13 protein-coding genes and 1 pseudogene are annotated in these 19,980 nt (G+C 45.3%); 9 read left to right on the forward strand and 5 right to left on the reverse strand.

Translation table 11 applies throughout. From position 1 onward, the window contains the following. Positions 1-39: 39 nt before the first annotated feature. Entirely contained in the window at positions 40-1,413 is a 1,374-nt protein-coding gene (coaBC, locus tag I6E86_RS07105; RefSeq protein ID WP_197176468.1) for a bifunctional phosphopantothenoylcysteine decarboxylase/phosphopantothenate--cysteine ligase CoaBC, read from the reverse strand. 127 nt (positions 1,414-1,540) lie between these two features. On the opposite strand from coaBC, the gene radC reads away from it, so the two are divergent. From radC to I6E86_RS07120, 3 genes and pseudogenes are all read left to right on the forward strand, one after another. Further along, positions 1,541-2,224 carry a RadC family protein gene (gene radC / locus I6E86_RS07110; RefSeq protein ID WP_197176470.1) on the forward strand — a complete coding sequence of 228 codons (684 nt, stop codon included), beginning with the start codon at positions 1,541-1,543 and terminating at the stop codon, positions 2,222-2,224. Positions 2,225-2,600: 376 nt separating this feature from the next. Further along, a pseudogene (locus I6E86_RS07115) lies at positions 2,601-5,463 on the forward strand (acyl-CoA dehydrogenase); the annotation flags it as partial. 588 nt (positions 5,464-6,051) lie between these two features. Beyond that, complete coding sequence (locus I6E86_RS07120; protein WP_197176472.1) at positions 6,052-7,425, forward strand: dicarboxylate/amino acid:cation symporter; 1,374 nt, start codon at positions 6,052-6,054, stop codon at positions 7,423-7,425. A 136-nt stretch (positions 7,426-7,561) separates the two neighbouring features. On the opposite strand, the gene I6E86_RS07125 is transcribed toward I6E86_RS07120, so the two are convergent. Next, positions 7,562-8,317, reverse strand: coding sequence for a TSUP family transporter (locus tag I6E86_RS07125; protein ID WP_197176481.1), 756 nt, complete (start codon positions 8,315-8,317; stop codon positions 7,562-7,564). A 591-nt stretch (positions 8,318-8,908) separates the two neighbouring features. On the opposite strand from I6E86_RS07125, the gene nhaA reads away from it, so the two are divergent. From nhaA to I6E86_RS07140, 3 genes are all read left to right on the forward strand, one after another. After that, positions 8,909-10,111, forward strand: coding sequence for a Na+/H+ antiporter NhaA (gene nhaA, locus I6E86_RS07130; protein WP_194364592.1), 1,203 nt, complete (start codon positions 8,909-8,911; stop codon positions 10,109-10,111). 167 nt (positions 10,112-10,278) lie between these two features. Then, positions 10,279-10,872: a DUF2799 domain-containing protein gene (locus I6E86_RS07135; RefSeq protein WP_197176483.1), complete on the forward strand. Its 594-nt coding sequence runs from the start codon at positions 10,279-10,281 to the stop codon at positions 10,870-10,872. An 82-nt stretch (positions 10,873-10,954) separates the two neighbouring features. Further along, positions 10,955-12,298: an oxygenase MpaB family protein gene (locus tag I6E86_RS07140; RefSeq protein ID WP_197176485.1), complete on the forward strand. Its 1,344-nt coding sequence runs from the start codon at positions 10,955-10,957 to the stop codon at positions 12,296-12,298. A 10-nt stretch (positions 12,299-12,308) separates the two neighbouring features. Here I6E86_RS07140 and I6E86_RS07145 read toward each other — a convergent pair whose 3' ends face one another. Beyond that, positions 12,309-12,908 (reverse strand): NUDIX hydrolase, encoded by a 600-nt coding sequence (locus I6E86_RS07145; protein ID WP_413786993.1) that lies wholly within the window; start codon positions 12,906-12,908, stop codon positions 12,309-12,311. 779 nt (positions 12,909-13,687) lie between these two features. On the opposite strand from I6E86_RS07145, the gene I6E86_RS07150 reads away from it, so the two are divergent. Further along, on the forward strand, positions 13,688-14,251 hold the full coding sequence (locus tag I6E86_RS07150; protein ID WP_197176489.1) for an NUDIX hydrolase: 564 nt from the start codon (positions 13,688-13,690) through the stop codon (positions 14,249-14,251). An 82-nt stretch (positions 14,252-14,333) separates the two neighbouring features. Here I6E86_RS07150 and I6E86_RS07155 read toward each other — a convergent pair whose 3' ends face one another. Further along, positions 14,334-17,414 (reverse strand): insulinase family protein, encoded by a 3,081-nt coding sequence (locus tag I6E86_RS07155; protein ID WP_197176491.1) that lies wholly within the window; start codon positions 17,412-17,414, stop codon positions 14,334-14,336. Positions 17,415-17,704: 290 nt separating this feature from the next. Between I6E86_RS07155 and I6E86_RS07160 the strand changes: the two genes are divergently transcribed. Next, complete coding sequence (locus I6E86_RS07160) at positions 17,705-18,166, forward strand: universal stress protein (protein ID WP_197176493.1); 462 nt, start codon at positions 17,705-17,707, stop codon at positions 18,164-18,166. Positions 18,167-18,265: 99 nt separating this feature from the next. Next, positions 18,266-18,727: a universal stress protein gene (locus I6E86_RS07165; protein WP_057761630.1), complete on the forward strand. Its 462-nt coding sequence runs from the start codon at positions 18,266-18,268 to the stop codon at positions 18,725-18,727. Between the two features lie 120 nt (positions 18,728-18,847). Here I6E86_RS07165 and I6E86_RS07170 read toward each other — a convergent pair whose 3' ends face one another. Further along, positions 18,848-19,783 (reverse strand): LysR substrate-binding domain-containing protein, encoded by a 936-nt coding sequence (locus tag I6E86_RS07170; protein ID WP_197176495.1) that lies wholly within the window; start codon positions 19,781-19,783, stop codon positions 18,848-18,850. Positions 19,784-19,980: the final 197 nt, after the last annotated feature.

Raw genomic sequence — 19,980 nt, forward strand, 5'->3', positions numbered from 1 at the left:
ACTAGCATATGCGCTGTTTTAACGTTAGCAATTTTGATATTAGAAACTTTGACGTTGAACGATTGTCTCACCAATAATACTGGCAAGCTGCTCGGCAATTTTATCTTTGCTTGTTTTTTCGAGCGTGATCGCTTCACGCTGATGACGCTCAGAGAAAAACACTTGCATGGCATTGTCATCACTTGCAAACCCAATATCTGCACGTGAGACATCATTACAAGCGATGAGGTCTAGACCCTTAGCGACCAATTTTCCACGTGCATAGTGCTCAACGTCTTGCGTTTCAGCCGCGAAACCAACCACAAACAATTCTGGGTGAGCCAAAGAAATCGTTGCCAGAATATCAGGGTTTTTAACCAAATTTAGCGCCATAGCATCTTGGGTTTTTTTGATTTTTTGCGGAGCAGCTTCTTCCGTACGATAGTCCGCGACCGCTGCCGTGGCAATAAAGATATCAGCAACTCTTACACTGTTATCGGTGCTAGTCGTCACAACATCATGCTCGTCTCCACAATCGCAATCACCATGTTCGTGTGAGTGGTCATGGTCATGATGATGATCGTGGTCGTGGTCATGCTCATCTTCCAAGACCCACTGAAGCGCGCTATGCGTACCCTCTACACATTGCTGCGCTGCAACGAGCATATCTTTGGCTGATAGGACATCAATCCGCGTGACATTAAGCGGTGTCGGCAGAGCTATTTTGCCACCAGCAATCAAAATCACCTCTGCACCAGCTGCCACACAAGCTCGTGCTAATGCAAAGCCCATCTTACCGGTAGAGTGATTGGACAGATATCGTACCGGATCAATCGCTTCTACGGTTGGACCAGCTGTAATGACCACTCTTTTGCCTGAGAGTAGCTGCGGCGTCACATGCATCGCTTGAAACAATAGCACTTCCTCTAGCAATTGCTCAGGCTCAGGTAATCGGCCTGCCCCCACATCACCGCACGCCTGCTCACCGCTGGCTGGTTGAATAATCTGATAGTTCATATCACGTAGTGTCTGTACGTTTAGGTTGACTGCTGGGTGCGCCCACATCTGCTGATTCATCGCTGGTGCAATGATGACAGGTGCCGTGGTGGCAAGACAAACGGTGGTCAGCAAATCATCGGCCATACCCATGGCCAGACGCGCAAGCGTATTGGCAGAGGCTGGCGCAATAACGACTAAGTCTGCCCATTTTGCCAGTTCAATATGCCCCATCCCTGCTTCAGCACGCTCATCGAGTAATGAGATATGCACCTCATTACCCGTCAGCGCTTGCAGCGTCAGTGGTGTGATAAATGCCTGTGCACCTGTCGTCATGATCACACGCACATCAAAACCTGCTTTAATCAATAAGCGGGCAAATATAGCAGATTTATAAGCGGCGATACCGCCAGTAATAGCAAGCACAATATTGGACATAAGCGTATCATCAACAAAAAATTAAAAGATAAAATTGCGCTTATAGTAACAACTATGAGATAAATTGGGTAAGGTTTTCCGTATTTACCTCACACAACAGCTACCGATCCATTTTCAAGGAGTGATGATGGCGATCAAAGACTGGCACGAAGATGACCGACCACGAGAAAAACTATTGAAATTTGGCGCGTCTCATTTGTCTGATGCTGAGATATTGGCCATATTTTTGCGTACTGGCACAAAATCACAGTCCGCTATTGAGTTGGCTCGCCATCTAATCGACCAATTTGGCAGTTTAGCAGAGTTACTCTCAGCCCCTCAACAGACCGTGCTTGCCTGTCACGGTATCGGCCCTGCCAAGTACGCGCAGATATTGGCATCGCTTGAGATGGGTACCCGCTATCTGGACAGCAAACTTAAAATGGGTCAAGCACTTGGGCGCTCACAAGTGGTCAAAGACTATATCAGTACCCAGTTGCGCGGTGAACATCGAGAAGTGTTTGCCGTACTGTGTTTAGACAATGCGCTGAATCTGTTGAACTTTGAGATACTATTTACTGGTGGACTCTCGTCCTGCTCCGTCTGTATCAAACACGTCCTCAGACATGCATTGAGCCATGCTGCTAGCCAGCTCATTATCACGCACAATCACCCTCATACCGATGCGACACCATCAGGCGCAGACAATCTACTGACTCATGAGCTAAAAAAAGCGTGTGATTTGTTGGATATCTCGCTGGTTGATCATATCATCGTCGGACGTAACGATACCTTATCTTATGCCGAAAGTGGTCTTAGCCCTTTTGGCTAAGGTTATGTACATTAGTCAAATATATAAATTATCATGGGCTTAATAGCTAGTAATTACTCCATACCCTCATTATTCATGCTATTTGATACATATTGTCGACACAGCGTAGCATTTTGGCTATTGATAGTTATCAACAATCGTTTCATATTAGTGGATGGCTTTGTCATTCATTTTGCAAGCGGATTGTATTGTACATGCAGTCACTATCGATGCATCGATAGGGTATAAACTACCGCATCAAAGCCCTTAAAATGTAAAACTTGGTTGGTCACTAGATGCTTTGTGAACCCCTAAAAAATATAATAATTATCGTTTTTAAACCGTTTTACTCACATATTTTTCATGCTTTTTATTGAGCGTCATAAAGGAGATAGTCATGGCAATTGGCTTGTTTATTCTGGCAGTCATCATTCAATTAGCCATGGTCTTGGCCATTTTTTTGCTGTCGCTGTCGCGAGTGACTGGCAGTATCGCTGCCCTTGTCACTGTGGTCATCACCGCAGTTATTAGCCCATGGTCACTGATCTTAGGCTTGCCAATGGCCTTGCTCTGCTTAGTATTACTCATCTCCTCTGTTCGCCAGTCATTAATTACTAAGCCTGTCTACAAAGTGCTAGGCGGTGCGATGCCAAGTATGAGTGATACTGAACGCGAAGCATTAGATGCGGGCACTAGCTGGTGGGAAAAAGAGCTATTTATGGGTGCGCCTAACTGGGAGACCTTTGCCAATTATCCCTATCCACAGCTATCAGAAGAAGAACAGAGCTTCATCGACAATGAAGTAGAAGTGCTGTGCGCCATGCTCGATGAATGGAAAATACAGCATGAAGATAAAGACTTATCCCCTGAGGCATGGCAATTCATTAAAGCAAATGGCTTTTTAGGTCTGATTATTCCTAAAGAGTTTGGTGGATTGGATTTTAGCTCATATGCGCAAAGCCGTATCATGAGCAAAATTGCCTCGCGCTCACCCACTGCTGCTGTGACCTGTATGGTGCCAAACTCACTAGGCCCTGGTGAGCTACTGATGCACTATGGCACAGACGCACAAAAACAGCGCTGGTTACCTGGTTTGGCCAGAGGCGAGGAAGTGCCTTGCTTTGGTCTGACTGGACCAGAAGCGGGCTCTGATGCAGGCGCGATTCCTGATACAGGTGTGGTCTGCTACGGTATGCACGAAGGCGCGCAAGTACTCGGTCTACGCATGAATTTTTCTAAGCGTTGGATTACCTTGGCACCTGTTGCTACGGTTGTGGGTTTGGCATTTAAAATGCATGACCCAGAAAGCTTATTAGGCGATCCTAAAAAAACCGATTATGGCATCACCTGTGCATTGGTTCCTGCCAATCATGAGGGTGTCGTGACAGGCCCACGCCACAATCCAATCGGCTCGCCATTCATGAATGGTACGGTCGATGGCAAAGATGTCTTTATTCCCTTAGATTACATCATCGGCGGGGTCGAAAACGCAGGCCGCGGTTGGCGCATGCTGATGGAATGCTTGGGCGTCGGTCGCGGTATCTCGCTACCAGCACTGTCCACGTCCGCCAGTGAGATGACTTATCTGTCTGTTGGGGCATTTGCCAAGGTTCGTGAACAATTCAAAATCTCAGTTGGTAAGTTTGAAGGGGTACAAGACGCGACCAGTCGTATGGCCAGTAACACTTATATGCTAGAAGCATTTCGTCATCTTGTCACGTGTGGACTGAACCAAGGCGGCACACCATCAGTAATGACGGCGATGGCAAAATACTACGCCACTGAGACCATGCGTAGTGTGATTAACGATGGTATGGATGTGGTTGGTGGTCGAGCGGTACAGATGGGGCCACGCAACTTTTTGGCAACGCCGTATCAAGCGATTCCTGTGTCTATCACGGTCGAGGGTGCAAACATACTGACCCGCTCGCTGATGATCTTTGGTCAAGGCGCGATGCGTTGTCACCCTTATCTATTTGATGAGCTACAGCTATTACAAAGCGAAGACAAGGAAGCAGCCACCAAAGAGTTTGATGTTCTGTTCTTTAAGCATCTAGGTTATACCTTTAATCGCGGTGCCAAAGCATTTATTGCAGGCTATGTTGGTGGCAGTAATAATGCACCAAGCTTTGCAGACAGCTTTACCCGTCCCTACTACAAACACATTAACCGCTTAAGTGCGGGCTTTGCCTTGACCGCCGATATGGCGCTAGGACTACTAGCAGGTGACTTAAAACGTAAAGAGATGCTTTCTGGTCGCTTATCAGATATTCATAGTCACTTGTTTATTGCGACGGCTATTTTGCAGTTTTATGAACATGGCAGTAAATCAGCGTCTGAGCGTTTACATGCCGAAGTCGCCCTACAGAACAGCTTGTACACCATTCAAGAAGCCTTTGTTTCCTTCTTTGCCAACTTCCCTAACCGTCTGGCAGCCAACGTCGTGAGCTTTGTGACTTTCCCAAGTGGTCGTATCTTTACGCCTGCCAGTGATGAGCTCAAACGCCAATTGGGTGATACCTTTATGGATGATTTTGCAGCCAATCCATTCCGCGATTATCTTAAAACTATGGTCTATTACAATACCGATGCAGATGACGTAACCGGCCGTATGGAGCATGCGTATCAGACCTTGACCAGCATCGAACCGTTATGGCAGAAGTTTAAGAAGGCTGAGCACCAAGACAGTTTTGAAGGTCTGACCTTTGAAGATCATGTCGTGCATGCCAGCCAAAATGGCGGTATCACCGAAGAAGAAGCCGAAGTGCTTATTCAATATAATGCCATACGCTTTGACTCGTTATTGACCGATGTATTCGATGAACATCTATTGCAGGTTCAAGAACGCGCCAATCCACACAGCCTCGACAATGCTGTACAGCAGCTGACTGACTATGCGCAACTAAAAAATGCCGCTCAAGCGAGACATGGTATTGCGACTGATAGCGAACCCTTAGTTGATGATTCTAATGTTCCTGCTAGTGACAATGTTTCTGCTAGTGATGACGTTCCTACTAATGATAATATTTCTACCAATACCGATGAACCAACCGGTGATGCCAACCCCAATCATGGTTATGAGATCGACGGTGATGTCGAGATGGTTGCTGAGCAAGATACTGTAGCAGAGGTACAGGCGCAGACCGACTTTGAAGACTCTGACCCTGAGACAGAAGCACTTGATCCTCGTTACCGTGATGCAGAGTCACATTTGAGCGAACGCATGAGTAATAACCATCGTCTCAATAAAGACCATGCTGAAAGTTCTGATAGCGTGGCTAACACTGACAAATCTGATAATTTGTCAGCCGTGAATGAGAGTGTACAAAAATCCAATTATCTGGATAGTGCTGAAAACGCACAAAGAGCAGATAATGTAGAAAAACCCTCTGCATCCGATAGCAAGTGGCGAGATGGTCTGCGTCGCGATAAAAGCGATAACGTGTAAACACGGCAATACATAAATGTGACCGTATTCGAGATATAAAAGTCTCAACTACCGCATGACTATTGTTTAATTTAAAAAGACTGTCCAACTTGGGCAGTCTTTTTTTTGGTTACAAACAAAAACTTTTGCTTATCATTAGTGGAAAAAAGCAGTATTATCTGCTCTCTTAAAATCGTGGGTAGCCTGATAAGCCGATTTATTATTGGGTTTATCTTGGCTGAATCATAAAAAAATGTTGCAGTAACCTTAACAATTATTTTATATTGTTTGAGAACCTGACATAAAGTGACCAATCAAAATTTACAGACGTAGCAAGATCGGGTGTAGAAACAGCAATCATTTACGCATTGATTTACTATCATACCTGCTATTGGACGTTGTACACAAAAGGATAGAGGTTATGTGGAAAAATATGGGACTGACGGGCAAGATCATGGTTGCCATGGCGCTCGGTATCATACTGGGTTTGTTTTTAAACTATTCCGGATTGAATGGCGAAGGCAGTTTTGTTAATACCTATATTACAAACGGCTTCCTCGCCATTATTGGCAAGCTATTTGTTAACTCACTCAAAATGCTGGTCGTACCACTCGTACTTATCTCATTAATTTGCGGTGTTTGCGGTATTGGTGATATTCGTCTGCTTGGTCGTATTGGTACCAAAACCTTTATGATCTATATGTTCACCACGGCATTGGCAATTGCGACAGCGATTGGACTTGGTGTTCTGTTTGGTATCGGTAAAGGTATGGACATCGGTACTGATGCGACCTTTGAAGCCGCGTCAGCGCCACCACTTCTTGACGTGTTTTCTAACATCATTCCATCGAACCCCATCAGTGCGATGGCAAACGGCGATATGTTATCAATCATTTTCTTTGCGATTTTGATTGGCGTTAGTATATTGATGGTTGGCAAGCCCGCTAAAGGCTTGGTTAAAAGTTTAGAGCTTATCAATGAAGTCATCTTAAAGATGGTGACCATCATTATGAACCTAGCCCCTTACGGTGTCTTTGCACTATTGACTAAAGCCATGGCAGAGCTTGGCTTAGATTTGATTTGGTCATTGTTGGGTTATGTGGCTGTATTGGTCGGCTCATTGGCGTTCCATTTCTTTATCACCATGATGATTGTCCTAAAACTCGGTTCAGGCTTATCAATCAAAACCTTTTTGGCAAAAATGCGTGAAGTACAGATTTTTGCATTCAGTACTTCAAGCTCGAACGCGACGATTCCTATCACCTTACGTACCGTTACCAAGCGTATGGGTGTCAATAACTCTGTTGCCTCGTTCACCGTTCCTTTTGGTGCCACCATCAACATGGATGGTACGGCAATCATGCAAGGTACTGCGACCATCTTCATTGCCAATATCTATGGCATTGATTTGGGTATCACCGAATACCTAACCGTTATCTTGATGTCAGTATTGGCCTCTGTCGGTACCGCTGGTGTACCAGGTGTTGGCTTGATTATGCTATCGATGGTATTTGCTCAAGTTGGTTTGCCAATCGAAGGTATTGGCTTAATCCTAGGTGTGGATCGTATTCTTGATATGTTACGTACTGCTGTGAACGTTGGTGGTGATGCTGCTGTGACTGCTATCGTGGCAAAATCAGAAGGCAAAATGGATTTGGCTATTTATAACGATCCTAATGCTGGTGCAAAGGATGTGTTCGACGGTCATATCGATGAAGACAACGAGCGTGAGTTCTCTGAAGTCTTTAGTGATGGCATCATGGGTAGCGAATACGATGATGTTAAAAAAGACTAATAATGACTAACGGTCTATCCGTAGCATTGTTCCATAAAAAATCCCAGTCTACTTTATAAGACTGGGATTTTTTATGATTTATATTTATATAGTCTGTATTCAAGGGTTTCAATATTTTCGTAGTTCGCTGACTATATTAACCAAATACGTATTTGGTCAGCATGGCAAAACACACCAATACAATCATTGGACGAATCAGTTTACTGCCACCTTTGACCACCATATGCGAGCCAAAATATGCACCGATGGTTTGTCCCACCATCATCGCCAGCCCCACTTTCCACAGTACATTGCCACCCAAAATAAAGAATATCAGTGAGCCAATATTGGTGGATAGGTTCAATACCTTTGCCGCGCCTGTCGCTTCAATGATCTGGCGACCACGCAATGCCACATTACCAAGCGCAAAAAACATACCAGTACCTGGGCCAATATAACCATCATAAAAACCAATTAAAGGTGCCACTACTTTTTGCCACTTGCTCTCTGAGATGCGCGGTGCTGCTTCTACTTCACCAAGCCTAGGGGCAAATAACGTATAGAGACCAATCGCTGCGATCAAAAATGGAATCAGTCTTTCGAGCAAATCTGGTGGCGACATCTGCACCGCAATCGTACCTATGACTGAACCAATAAAAGCCGCAATAATGGCCACCTTTATACGTTGCGGTTTGACGACACCTTTTCTAATCATAGTGATAGATGCCGCTAATGCCCCTGAAGCTGCTTGGAGCTTGTTGGTACCCAATGTCAATACGGGCGGGATGTTGGCCAATAGCATGGCTGGTATGGTCAATAATCCGCCGCCGCCAGCAATCGCATCAATAAACCCTGCCAATGCCGCCACCGCAGTGAGCATTAAAATAACTTCTAACGAAAATGATAAGTCCATGACCCTGACCTGCAAGATGTTGTGATAAAAAAAAGAATAAGAAAAAAAGCTACGATGGTATTTTTGATTGGATTATAGGATGCTGCTCAGACCAGATTATAATTGTTGTAGACTCAAAAAATAGCGCCCAGTACGTCCACTATAGTCAGCGAACTGCTAAACCGCTACGGCGTTCCCCTCCTTAGATGTACTACTTGTACAATCTGCAGTCGGCTGCCTTGTACCAATTTTAGACTTCTTTGACTATATAACGGCATCAAGCCTCGGTCATTATAAAGACAAAAGCGTCAAAAACATCATAAAGTTTGCCAGATTTATCGAGCAGGATACTAACACTTGTGCACAAAAAATATTTTTTTAAAAAGATTTAACGACTTACAACTGTATTGACCTTCATATCCCCTTTATAATATTGCTGTTATTGATATAAAAAAGCGAGCGGATGGTCTTCGCTCAACGTATTTTGTTGTTTATATTAATAAGAGTATGAGAAACTGTTAGGGTCTATCTGCTATCGTGATACAAACAGCGGGATAGACATTTGAAGTTATTGAATGATTTAGTGAATTATATTTAGCAAACGGGGATGATATGGCAATACGAAGGATTAAGGCGTTTTTTGAGTTTGAAGCAGCGGGTGGTATCGTTTTAGCCTTGGCTGCCATTGCTGCAATGATCATTGCCAACTCCCCTCTCAACGTATGGTACGAAGGTTTTATTCACGCGCCTGTCTCCATTCAAATCGGTGAGTTCGCGATTGCCAAAGATGCTCATCACTGGATCAATGACGGTCTGATGGCCGTTTTCTTTTTCTTGGTCGGGCTAGAGCTCAAGCGCGAAGTGCTGATTGGCGAGCTGTCTAACGTCAAACAAATCATCTTGCCAGCCGGTGCAGCACTCGGCGGTATGATCATGCCAGCAGTCGTTTATCTACTGTTTAACTACAATGAGCCCGAGTTTTGGAAAGGGTGGGCCATCCCTGCCGCAACGGACATTGCTTTTGCCCTCGGTATCTTAAGCTTACTCGGTAATCGTGTACCAAATTCTCTAAAAGTATTTTTGGTCTCTATTGCGATTTTTGATGATATAGGCGCCATTTTGATCATCGCTTTGTTTTATACCAGCGAGCTGTCATTAGAGTCATTAGCCGTGGCTGGCCTATGTTTGCCGTTCTTATATGTTCTGAATCGCCGTAACGTCACCAATATCACGCCTTATCTCTTAATTGGTCTGATTATGTGGATTGCCGTGCTCAAGTCAGGCATACATGCCACCTTAGCCGGTGTGGTGCTAGCGCTGTTTATACCGATGTTTGACCGTACTGATCCTGAGCACTCTCCGCTTGAGGAGCTAGAGCACGATTTACACAACTCGGTGGCGTTTGGTATTTTGCCTCTATTTGCCTTTGCCAACTCGGGCATCTCTTTAGAGGGTGCAGGCATGGCTGAGCTATTCCACTCAGTGCCGCTAGGTATCGCTGCAGGTCTGTTCATCGGTAAGCAGTTGGGCGTGATGTTCATGTGCTGGTTAATCTTTAAGCTTGGTATCTCAACCATGCCAAAAGGCATGGACTACAAGCAAATATATGGCGCAGCGCTATTGTGCGGGGTTGGTTTTACCATGAGCTTGTTCATTGGTGGCTTAGCGTTCGCTGGCGAGGCGACCATGTTTGATGAGCGCTTAGGTATCATCATGGGTTCAATTGTTTCAGGTATCGCCGGTTACATCATGCTCAAGGTGAGCTTGAAAGATAATGCCAGTGGCACATCGGTTGACTTGACCCGCTCTCATTAATATCAAAACGAGCGACTTATGAGCACGACGCTTATAAGTCGCTTTTTATTACCTACAAAAATACTGCTGAGTTATTTGGTCGGCAATATAGGCTTAGCTTAATCAGAACAGACCATCAGCGTAAATTGATTGGTATTCATTGATAATATTGGCCATAGGGAATCGCTATGTACCGCTCTGTACATCATGTCATACGTCAGCTTGCCTTAGGACTGTCTATTATTAGCAGTGTCTATCTACTGTCAGGCTGTGCCACGCTCTCTAAACAAGAATGTATGGTCGGTGACTGGCAAACCATTGGCTACAACGATGGTGTCGCAGGTTACCATTCAGACCGTCTGGCCTCTCATACCAAAGCGTGTGCCAAAGCCGGCGTTGCCCCTGATTATCAAGCATGGGAGCGTGGTCGTCAGAGTGGGCTTAAGCAATACTGTACTGTTAATAATGCTTATAACGTTGGCAGGCGAGGCCGTCAGTTAAACACTGTCTGTCCTGTCACTAACGCCCATGTGCTACAACAAGCCAATCAGCAAGGTCTCGATTACTATAAGCTGGACAGTCAATTGGATGAAGACAAACGCCTGTTAGACACTTATCAATCAGAATTTGATAAGCTGGAAGGTGGCGCGATGCTAGACTTCGCTAATGAAAAAGAAGCCCGTGCCAGACTGCTCTCACTCTCTGAGGAGATTCGTCAGACGAAGCGGCGCATCCAATCTACTCAAAATCAATTGGATTCATCTATTCGCTCGTATCAGTAATTAGTATAAATCCCAGCCACAGTACGGATACTGTCCTAGCGTCTAAGCATAAAGGTGTTTAATTAAAAAGGTACTTGATAAGATGGATAAGAAAATCACCAATACAGCAAGTACCTCCACGGGCAATAACCATCCTCCATTACTGGCTTCTTATCAGCGTCACGGACGCACCACGGCTATAGATGACCACAGTGATCTACAGGTTTTGAGGCGGATTAAACGTTATTTGCTGCCAAAAGACTTTGCTATTTCACCTGCACTGCTAGAAGAGATGGTCGCAGGCTACGATATCGGTGACCCGCTCGCAGATGCGTTGGCCGCTGAAAATATCCGTTTTTCAAAGCCCTTACAGCAAGTCATCAGCGGCGATGGTCTAAATAACGATCTCGCAAACAACTCCTCATTTAATGCATTAACTGAGCAATTTAGCGGTCATCCTGATTGGTTCGACCCCAGACTTGCCCAGATTGGTGCAGTCGCTTATCGGCGCTATCCACTCATGCTGATTTGGCTACTGCGTAATGTCGCGCTGATGGCCGGTTATAGCATCCCTGCCCTGTCACTGCCACTCATTCAGACAGGGGCACTGATGCACGATGCGCTACCACGGCTTATGCGTACTTATGCTTATATATTGGCGGTGTCTGAGCATACACGCTCAGATATGGGCACGCGTAATCAGCGCAAATCTATCGATCAAGTATTGGCCATTGGCTCTGAAGGCTGGCGACAATCCATCAAAGTACGTCAGATACATACTCTAGTACGGCAGAATTTACTCAAAGGTAAAGGTAATGCAGCGACAGGCGTGATACCAAGCGCTGATCAGCATCACAATCCTGATGGCAGCTGGAATACTGACTATTGGGGTGTGCCTATTAATCAGACCGATATGATTGCCACCCACTTACAGTTCTCCTTATTGATTATGCGCGGCTTACGACTTCTGGGCGCACGTATTAGCACAGAAGAAGCCGAAGGTATCTTGCATCTCTGGAATCTGGCCAGTTATTGGATGGGCGTTGATTTAGATCGTCTGCCAAAAGATGAAGCGGCATGCTGGGAGTGGCTATATACGTACCTATCCATTCAGCAGCTAGATTTTAAGATGGGGCAACCACTGGCAAAAGCCTTGCATGACTTACCACGTCAACTGATGGGTGAAGACAATCGGCGTGGACGTTTCGTCGAGATGGTCAACGCGAGTGTCACTCGGACTTTGGTCGGTGATGACATTGGTGATGGGTTGGATTTGCCAAAATCGAAGATACGATTTGGCGTGCTGTCTTCTGTGCCTATTTTATTTGCACTAGATACCGCACGGCAGCACAATAAAACTATTGCTGAAAAACTAGAAGCCTTTCGTGCTCAGCGCCAAGACAATATGAACTGGTGGCTGAAAAAGAACGATGATTATTATAAGTAGATAAAATCTATCAGCGTTTGTTTTCTACGCGGTAGTACCACTCTAGCTGTCGGTCAAACCCTGTTTCTAATAGGTTAGCAATCACACGTCCTGTTAGTCCCCACACTGTCTCACCATCGACTTGCCAGCTCGGTGTAAAGATGGTGGCTGCCTGATCCTGCATTGTGTATTCAATTTCATACTCAACCGTTGGCTGCGTCACCAATGACTCAAAATCTGCCCAAAATATACGCGATATCTCTCCTGCCTCTGGAACTAATACCAGATCTGGGGCAATGAGTGCGACGATTGGGCGTACGCTCATGCCACTCTTAGAGGTTTGAATCGGCAGCTGCCCAAGAAGCTGAACTTTATTGGGTGGTAGTGCTGTCTCCTCACAAGCTTCACGTAACGCAGTAACGACGTTATTGCCATCGCCAACCTCATGCTTACCGCCTGCACAAGAGACTTCACCAGCATGACTGTTCATGTGAGCTGCGCGCCGTGTCAATAGCAGCTTCGGCCTGCGTTCATTGGTAATCGCGACCAGTATTGAGGCATCAGCAATCGGTGTCTGATACAGACTATCTAGGATACGCGTGCTGTACGAGGTATCACTGGTCTCGTACATCGCAGGACTCGTCAGCGCATTTAAGGTTTCATGTTGCACTCGCTCAGCCAATTTTCTGAGCGTAGGATGGCGAATAAAAGTGGGTACAGCGACTGATAGGTTATCGAAGCTTACAGCCTCTGGAAGGAGTAACATTGTAATTGCCCTATATCTTTGTCATTATCAAGCGTTATCAAGCGTTATCAAGCGTTATCAAGCGTTATCAAGCGTTATCAAGCGTTATCAAAAGTACTGTTTGCGGATCTAGTTTTGGATGACAGCTTTTCCTTCATCCAATATACGCACACTAAGTAAGATGGTTGGCCACCCTTTTCTCTTATTTGGGCTGTTTATTATGAGTATATAGTCAAGGAAGTCTAAGAGTACTCCAAGGCAGTTGAGTGCTGCCCCTGTCTCACTAGACTAGCGTAATCTCATGCTAGCTGCATGTTATTTATGTGACTGACTCACTACTTGGCCATGCTGGATAGTGTTATTTATAACAGACCCTATTTAGTTTATCAGTGATAATGATACGTTACTGTTATCCTGATTCTGTATGCCAATAATATGTGGTATCTTAAGACTACAACTGTTTCTTAGAATAATCTCTTATAGATAGTTGAGTTCGTATAATTTCGATACAAGGAAACCGAGTGCAAGTTATACATTAGTATGCTTAGCGAGGATGACGATGTAGCGGATTTATATGGATTTGACTATAGCAGCATCTCAAAGTATGGGCTTTATAGCCTACAAAAATCACCATGCATAATCACTTTTCTAATAAGGTAGTCGATATGAGCTATTGTCTCCAATGCGGTCATGAAGCAGAACGAAAAATCCCACCTACAGACAATATGCCGCGCTTGGTGTGCCCAAATTGCCACTATATCCACTACGAAAATCCAAAAGTTATCTGTGGTTCGTTAGTTGTACACGAGGATAGAGTACTGCTGTGCCGCCGTGCTATCGAGCCTCAATACGGTCTATGGACCATACCTGCAGGCTTTATGGAAAACGGAGAGACCATGGCTGAAGGTGCCGCACGCGAGAGCTACGAAGAAGCCGATGCTACCGTGATAAACCCGCACTTGTACTGCATTTATGACTTACCAGATATCGGACAGATCTACTCTATCTATCTGGCTAATCTAAAAGATGGCGCTTATGGTACTGGCTCAGAAAGCCTCGAATGCGCCCTATTTAGTGAAGAAGATATCCCATGGGACAAGCTGGCCTTTGAAGCCATTCGCCGTACTTTGAAAAGCTATTTTGCTGATCGTAAGCAGTTTGATGAATTGTCTGACTTCCCGATTCATCAGGATAAAATTGGCAAAGATTTGAGTATCAAGCGATATTAGCCAATTACTTAACCGCAAAAAGCCAAGCATAATGCTTGGCTTTTTTGTGTTCAACTTTTAATCAAAAACAAATCTAATGGTCTTAGCTCTTAATTCTACAAACTTCAAAGCCTAACGCTTTTACTGCCTCTTCTTTATCGTAAGGCGCTAGTACCGCACGTACGTGATCCTGCCCTTGCAGATATTGTTTGGCAACACGCTGCAAGTCATCGATTGTCACGGCCAATATTGACGCACGCATTTTACGCTGCCAGTCGACACCGCGATGATGCAGATTTGCAAAGCACGCTTTGATCGCCTCACCTGCAGGAGAGCCTGGCTTATCCATACCTGAGATAATACCTAAGATAGCTTCTTCCAACTGCTCATCAGTTTGTGGTTCGTTCAATACCCACTCGATACTGGCATCAAAGTGCGCAAAGGTCTCAGCACACTGTGGATCACGATAGCTAAAGAACTTAAAGGCACAAGCATTGGCATCGTAACCTGCGCCGCCACCATAGGCACCGCCGCGCTCACGAATAGCACTGTGCAAATAGCCGTTACGTAAGTAAGGCGCTAATACCATGAGTGCAGCGGTATCAGGATGATCAGCAGCAGGCACGGTATAAGCACTGGCATTGTGATAGACGTTGGTTGGTACTAGCCATGCCAGATCTGCAACATCGAGCACGTCGTTTTTAACATCATCGCCACTCTCTAACGCCTTAACTGCATCAGTCGCACCGTTTAACGCAGTATCTAATTGCAGATTGGCAAATTCACTTGGGACATTTGCTTCCGCGTTCGTTAAGTTACTAGCAGACTTTGCTACTTGGCTGTCTTTCCAGCTATCAACGATTAAGCTGCTCAAGCGTTCGGTTTGCTCTGCTTCACAGATAATAACCGCATGCTTAGGCAAGGTGATCAGACGTTGATGTAAGTCCATCAAGCTCGTAGCCAATTGATCCCACTGGGCATCATCTGTACTGGCATGCGTTAAGAAGTCTTTAAGCGCGTTCAATGCTGGTAAACCGCTGCGCACATACTCTAGCTGCGCTTGGCGACTCATACCACGACTAGCCGTTTGCATCGCATAAGAATGCCCTGAGCCCGCTAGGTTTGACTGCCAACCCGCTTGACGCTGTTGCAAAATTTCTTTGATACGGTCATGCTCAGAGAAGATACTATGCTCCATCACTTCTTTGAGCAAATCAATCGCTTCAGGCTTGCGATTCAGCGCACGCGTTGCCACGACAAAATAACTGCTAATCGCTTGACTGTCATCGACGTTGGTACGCTGGCTGATACGAGCGGTCACACCAGAAGAATGCGCGGCCTGCTTAGCCTGCATCTCATGAGCGCTGAGCGAGTCAGTACCTAGCTCAGACAGTAGGCTTAAATAAATAGGCAACAATGGATGATTGATCACATCATTGACTGGTAGCGCATCTGCGTTCGCATTACCAATCGCATCAGTCAGCGGTATGATGACTTGATAGTAATAAATGCCATTGGTGCCAGCTTCATACTCAAATAGCGTGCTGTCTTGCCCGCTCAAACGCACCTGCTTTTGCGTGCCTTCTTTAAAGCTAATATCCGTTGGGACATCTTCTAGACCTACTTTTGGCAACAAGCTTAAATCATCTGGCGCAGCTTGACGTGCAGCCAAATCTAAAGCTTGTTGCTTCAAAATAGCTTTGTCATCAGCAGTCAAATCCATTGCGATGGTATCTAAACGTGTCTGCTCAGCTGCTGCCAAACGTGCTGTTTTTTCGCTATCAGGGGTCATCGTTACGCGTACACGATGCTGATTGTCCAGTAGATGCGTTTTAATCAAGTTCGGTAGCCACTGCGGATCGACGACTTGCTCACGTAGCCACTGTAGATGCTCGTCTACTTCCCACACGTCGATAGGATTACCATCATGAATGGCGGTACTAAAGCCCTCTAGCATGAGGTTTAGACCATAAGGAATGCTATCGCCGCCGATGTGACGCTGATCAATCTCAATCTGATGTAGGATGGTTTCGATTGTCTCATCGTCGACTGGTGAATTTGCCACGTCAGTCAGCAAATCAATAATGCCCTGCTCGACCGCTTCGGCATGTTCAGGGTTGGAGCCACGCAGTCCCGTATAAAAAACCATCTCATAATGACTGTCATCAAGACCCAATAGCGGACTTGGCGCTTTACCCAGTGGATGACTGTCAAGATAAGCACGCAATGGCGAGCCTGCATGCTCAATCAACACGCCCTCTAACAAACGTAATGCTAAGCGCTGCTTAGGATCGGTAATCGATGGCAATAACCAAGCAAGCACATGATGCGTCTGATCTGGGCCCGCTTCATCAGCAGTATAAGTATCGACTGCGCTGATTGGTGCAGACAAACGCTGTTCTGGACGCGATACATGCTTCTTGCCTGCTTCAAACTGAACCAAAGCATCTTCATGAATTTTGACTTGCGTCTCAGCAACAGGAATATTACCGAAGCTCATGATGACACTGTTCGACGGATGATAATGGCTCTGGTGAAACTCGGTCAGCTCAGTGTGCGTCAAGTCAGGAATATCGACAGGATCGCCGCCTGAATTATAATGATAGGTCGTCGTTGGGAACAGATGATGAGCAACGGTATGATATAGCTGGTCAATCTCGCCACTCATTGCACCTTTCATCTCATTAAAAACAATACCTTTAAACTGCGGCTTATCATTTTCATCTAACTCAACACGAATGCCTTCTTGGGCGAAATCGAGCGGATGAATATTTGGGAAAAACGACGCATCTAGATATACAGCGAGCAAGTTGAAATAGTCGTTTTTGTTTTGAGTCGCATACGGATAGGCAGTCCAATCGGCTGCAGTCATCGCATTCATAAACGTGTTTAATGACCGTTTAATCATCGAAAAGAACGGATCACGTACTGGAAACTTGTTCGAGCCACATAACGCCACGTGCTCTAAGACATGCGCCTCGCCTTTTGAATCCATTGGCTGGGTGCGGAAGCCGACTAAAAACGCATTTTCATCACTTGGGTGTGCCAGATGATAATGCATCGCTCCTGTTTTTACATGCTGACTGATCAGCACATCCATCGATAGCGCCTCAATATGGCGATGCTCAATCAGCTCAAATGCTGGATGCAGCGTTAAATCAGCAGTAAATGGCGTGTCCGTCATAGTTATCCTTATCGCTTATCATGCGTATAGTGCCCTGACTATCAGGGAAAATAGAGTAATAAATTGGCTAAAAAAGAGTTGGCTTAGCGCTATTAGTGGGGCTGCGGCATGGATAAGTCAAGGCAGCAACCATGTAATAATCCACCACACAGTAATCTACGCGGGTAGCCATTAAAGCCTTATAGTTACAAATTCATCTATATCCACAATTTTATTATGGATTTATCGCTTAACAAAGGTGATTTGCACTGTTACTATAAAGTTAACTACTAACAGGAGTGGAACACCTTATGAGCTACCAACACGTTTTACTGGTCACTGACTTACTATCCGATGCGGACACAGTGGCGCTAAAAACCAAGCGTATCCTCGCAGGCTCTCCTGAAGCCAGACTGTCCGTCTTGCATATTGTTGAAGATGATATGGTACGCTTCGGTTATGAGCTCGTGCCTGCCTCTAGTCTCTCGGGTGATGTCGATAGTGAAAAGTGGCAAGAAGCACGGGCTAGACTGGCGCAATTCCTCGCACGTAACGATCTAGAAGCAATGAACTCTGAGGTAACCGCTGCCATCTCTAATAGTAAAGGTATCATTAACTATTGCCGTGAAAAAGAGGTCGATTTACTTATCATTGGACGCCATGAGCGCCATGGCATTGCCGCGTGGTTAGTAGGTGCGACTGCTGATAGTATCCTGCCAAATGCTCCTTGCGACAGCTTAGTGGTTAAGCTTGATCGGCCTGTATCAAAATAATTGGTATCGCTCTCATCCGCTGCTAAAGACGACAAGCTTTACTTAACAGCGCCCTAGAGTAGTGCTATAGTAAATACTATCTGACATGAGGAAGACGCTATGAGTTACGAACATATTTTACTGGTCACCGACTTACTCTCTGATGCAGATATAGTCGCACAAAAGGCCAAGCGCATCGTCGAAAACCGTCCAGGCTCTAAGCTATCCGTTTTGCATATTGTCAAAGACACCATGGTTGGCTTTGGCTATGAGCTGGTGCCAGCCTCCAGCTTATACGATGAGATTGATGATGAACGCTGCCAAGAAGCACGTGCAAAGCTGGCGCAATTCCTTGAACGCAATCAGCTAAATGCAGCAACGTCAGAAGTCACCACTGCCATCTCTAGTAGTGAAGGTATCGTCAGCTACTGTCATAAACACGATGTCGACCTATTGGTCATCGGTCGTCATAAACGTACTGGTATCGCTGCATGGATCAGTGGCGCAACTGCGGATAATATCTTGCCCAATGTACCTTGCGATAGCTTTGTAGTGAGACTGGATAAACCTGTTTCAGCATAACAATATGCTTTGATTGTCTTATCTGATATCAAGCATGTCTTAAACAAGAAAGCGCAGCGTAAATTTCAACGCTGCGCTTTTTTATGGCTAATAGACTTTAGGTTCATACAATCTCATCGTTTAACCTTGTTGAATAATATCTATAAAGGTTTGCCAAATTGGGCTTTGGTGACGGGCTTTATGCCAGACCAGCCACCATGTACGCGATAGATCAATTCCCGCCACGTTCACTTGTACCAACGTCCCTGTCGCGAGTTCTGTCTCAATCACATGCTGTGATAGACAACCAAGACCAATATCTGCACTCACCATATGCTTGATGGCCTCGGACTGATGTATCGCCTTTACCACTTCTGCATTGGGTAGATACTTAAGCAATTGCTCATCGATAATCTGCCGTGTGCCCGACCCTGCTTCACGCACCAGTAACGGCAACTGCGATAGTTGATGAATGGTCAGCTGATAGCAGTCCTTATCTTGGCTATAGGTAGCCACATTCTTTAGCCACTTGCTATCACGCTTGGCAAATATCATTAGCGTATCAGTGCGCCATTCGCGCTGCTCAATAACTTTCATATCTATCGGACGCGGCATTCCTTCTACCAGCGCGATATCAATATTTAATTGCTCAACCTCGCTCACCACTTCTTGCGTATTGGCAATATACATATCGACATTGGCATCAGGCAGCGCCTCATATAGCTTGCCAAGCAATGACGGCAGCACGTAGTTGCCGATAGTGGTACTGGCGCCGATATGAATCTGACCTGCTTGATACTGATGATAATGCTCAAGCGTGAGCGACTGCCCCAAGATAGCCTGTGCTTGTATATAAATAGGATGAGCATTGGGGTGTTGATTGAGCCTGCGACCGACGCGCTCAAATAGCGGCATCTGTAGTCTAGACTCTAGCTCTGTCAGTGCACTACTAACCGCTGATTGTGATAAATGCAGCTCCTCACTGGCGCGACTGGTGCTACCTGTCTGATAAATACTGACAAAAACAGCGAGCTGCTTAAGCGTAATCTTTGGCACTGTCTGCACAGATTTTTTCATGTTATCGATAATACCTTATGTCAGTTTTTAGCCTGTCTTATTCGCTATACATGTTTTTTTTCGATGCTCATACGCGGTATGTCGACTTCTATCATAAATTTTAACCTAAAAAATCGATAGCTTATATCTTATTAATCTGTTTTTATTATAAATGTAGCGGGCATATACTGTCTATTCATAAGCTTATGCTTATCTTA

Source organism: Psychrobacter sp. SWN149 (assembly GCF_015864565.1).
Taxonomy (GTDB): domain Bacteria; phylum Pseudomonadota; class Gammaproteobacteria; order Pseudomonadales; family Moraxellaceae; genus Psychrobacter.

Bases quoted from the DNA above. Each gene is read 5' to 3' on its own strand.
- coaBC (WP_197176468.1), bottom strand. From the start codon at position 1,413: ATGTCCAATATTGTGCTTGCTATTACTGGCGGTATCGCCGCTTATAAA.
- radC (WP_197176470.1), top strand. From the start codon at position 1,541: ATGGCGATCAAAGACTGGCACGAAGATGACCGACCACGAGAAAAACTA.
- I6E86_RS07120 (WP_197176472.1), top strand. From the start codon at position 6,052: ATGTGGAAAAATATGGGACTGACGGGCAAGATCATGGTTGCCATGGCG.
- I6E86_RS07125 (WP_197176481.1), bottom strand. From the start codon at position 8,317: ATGGACTTATCATTTTCGTTAGAAGTTATTTTAATGCTCACTGCGGTG.
- nhaA (WP_194364592.1), top strand. From the start codon at position 8,909: ATGGCAATACGAAGGATTAAGGCGTTTTTTGAGTTTGAAGCAGCGGGT.
- I6E86_RS07135 (WP_197176483.1), top strand. From the start codon at position 10,279: ATGTACCGCTCTGTACATCATGTCATACGTCAGCTTGCCTTAGGACTG.
- I6E86_RS07140 (WP_197176485.1), top strand. From the start codon at position 10,955: ATGGATAAGAAAATCACCAATACAGCAAGTACCTCCACGGGCAATAAC.
- I6E86_RS07145 (WP_413786993.1), bottom strand. From the start codon at position 12,908: ATGTACGAGACCAGTGATACCTCGTACAGCACGCGTATCCTAGATAGT.
- I6E86_RS07150 (WP_197176489.1), top strand. From the start codon at position 13,688: ATGAGCTATTGTCTCCAATGCGGTCATGAAGCAGAACGAAAAATCCCA.
- I6E86_RS07155 (WP_197176491.1), bottom strand. From the start codon at position 17,414: ATGACGGACACGCCATTTACTGCTGATTTAACGCTGCATCCAGCATTT.
- I6E86_RS07160 (WP_197176493.1), top strand. From the start codon at position 17,705: ATGAGCTACCAACACGTTTTACTGGTCACTGACTTACTATCCGATGCG.
- I6E86_RS07165 (WP_057761630.1), top strand. From the start codon at position 18,266: ATGAGTTACGAACATATTTTACTGGTCACCGACTTACTCTCTGATGCA.
- I6E86_RS07170 (WP_197176495.1), bottom strand. From the start codon at position 19,783: ATGAAAAAATCTGTGCAGACAGTGCCAAAGATTACGCTTAAGCAGCTC.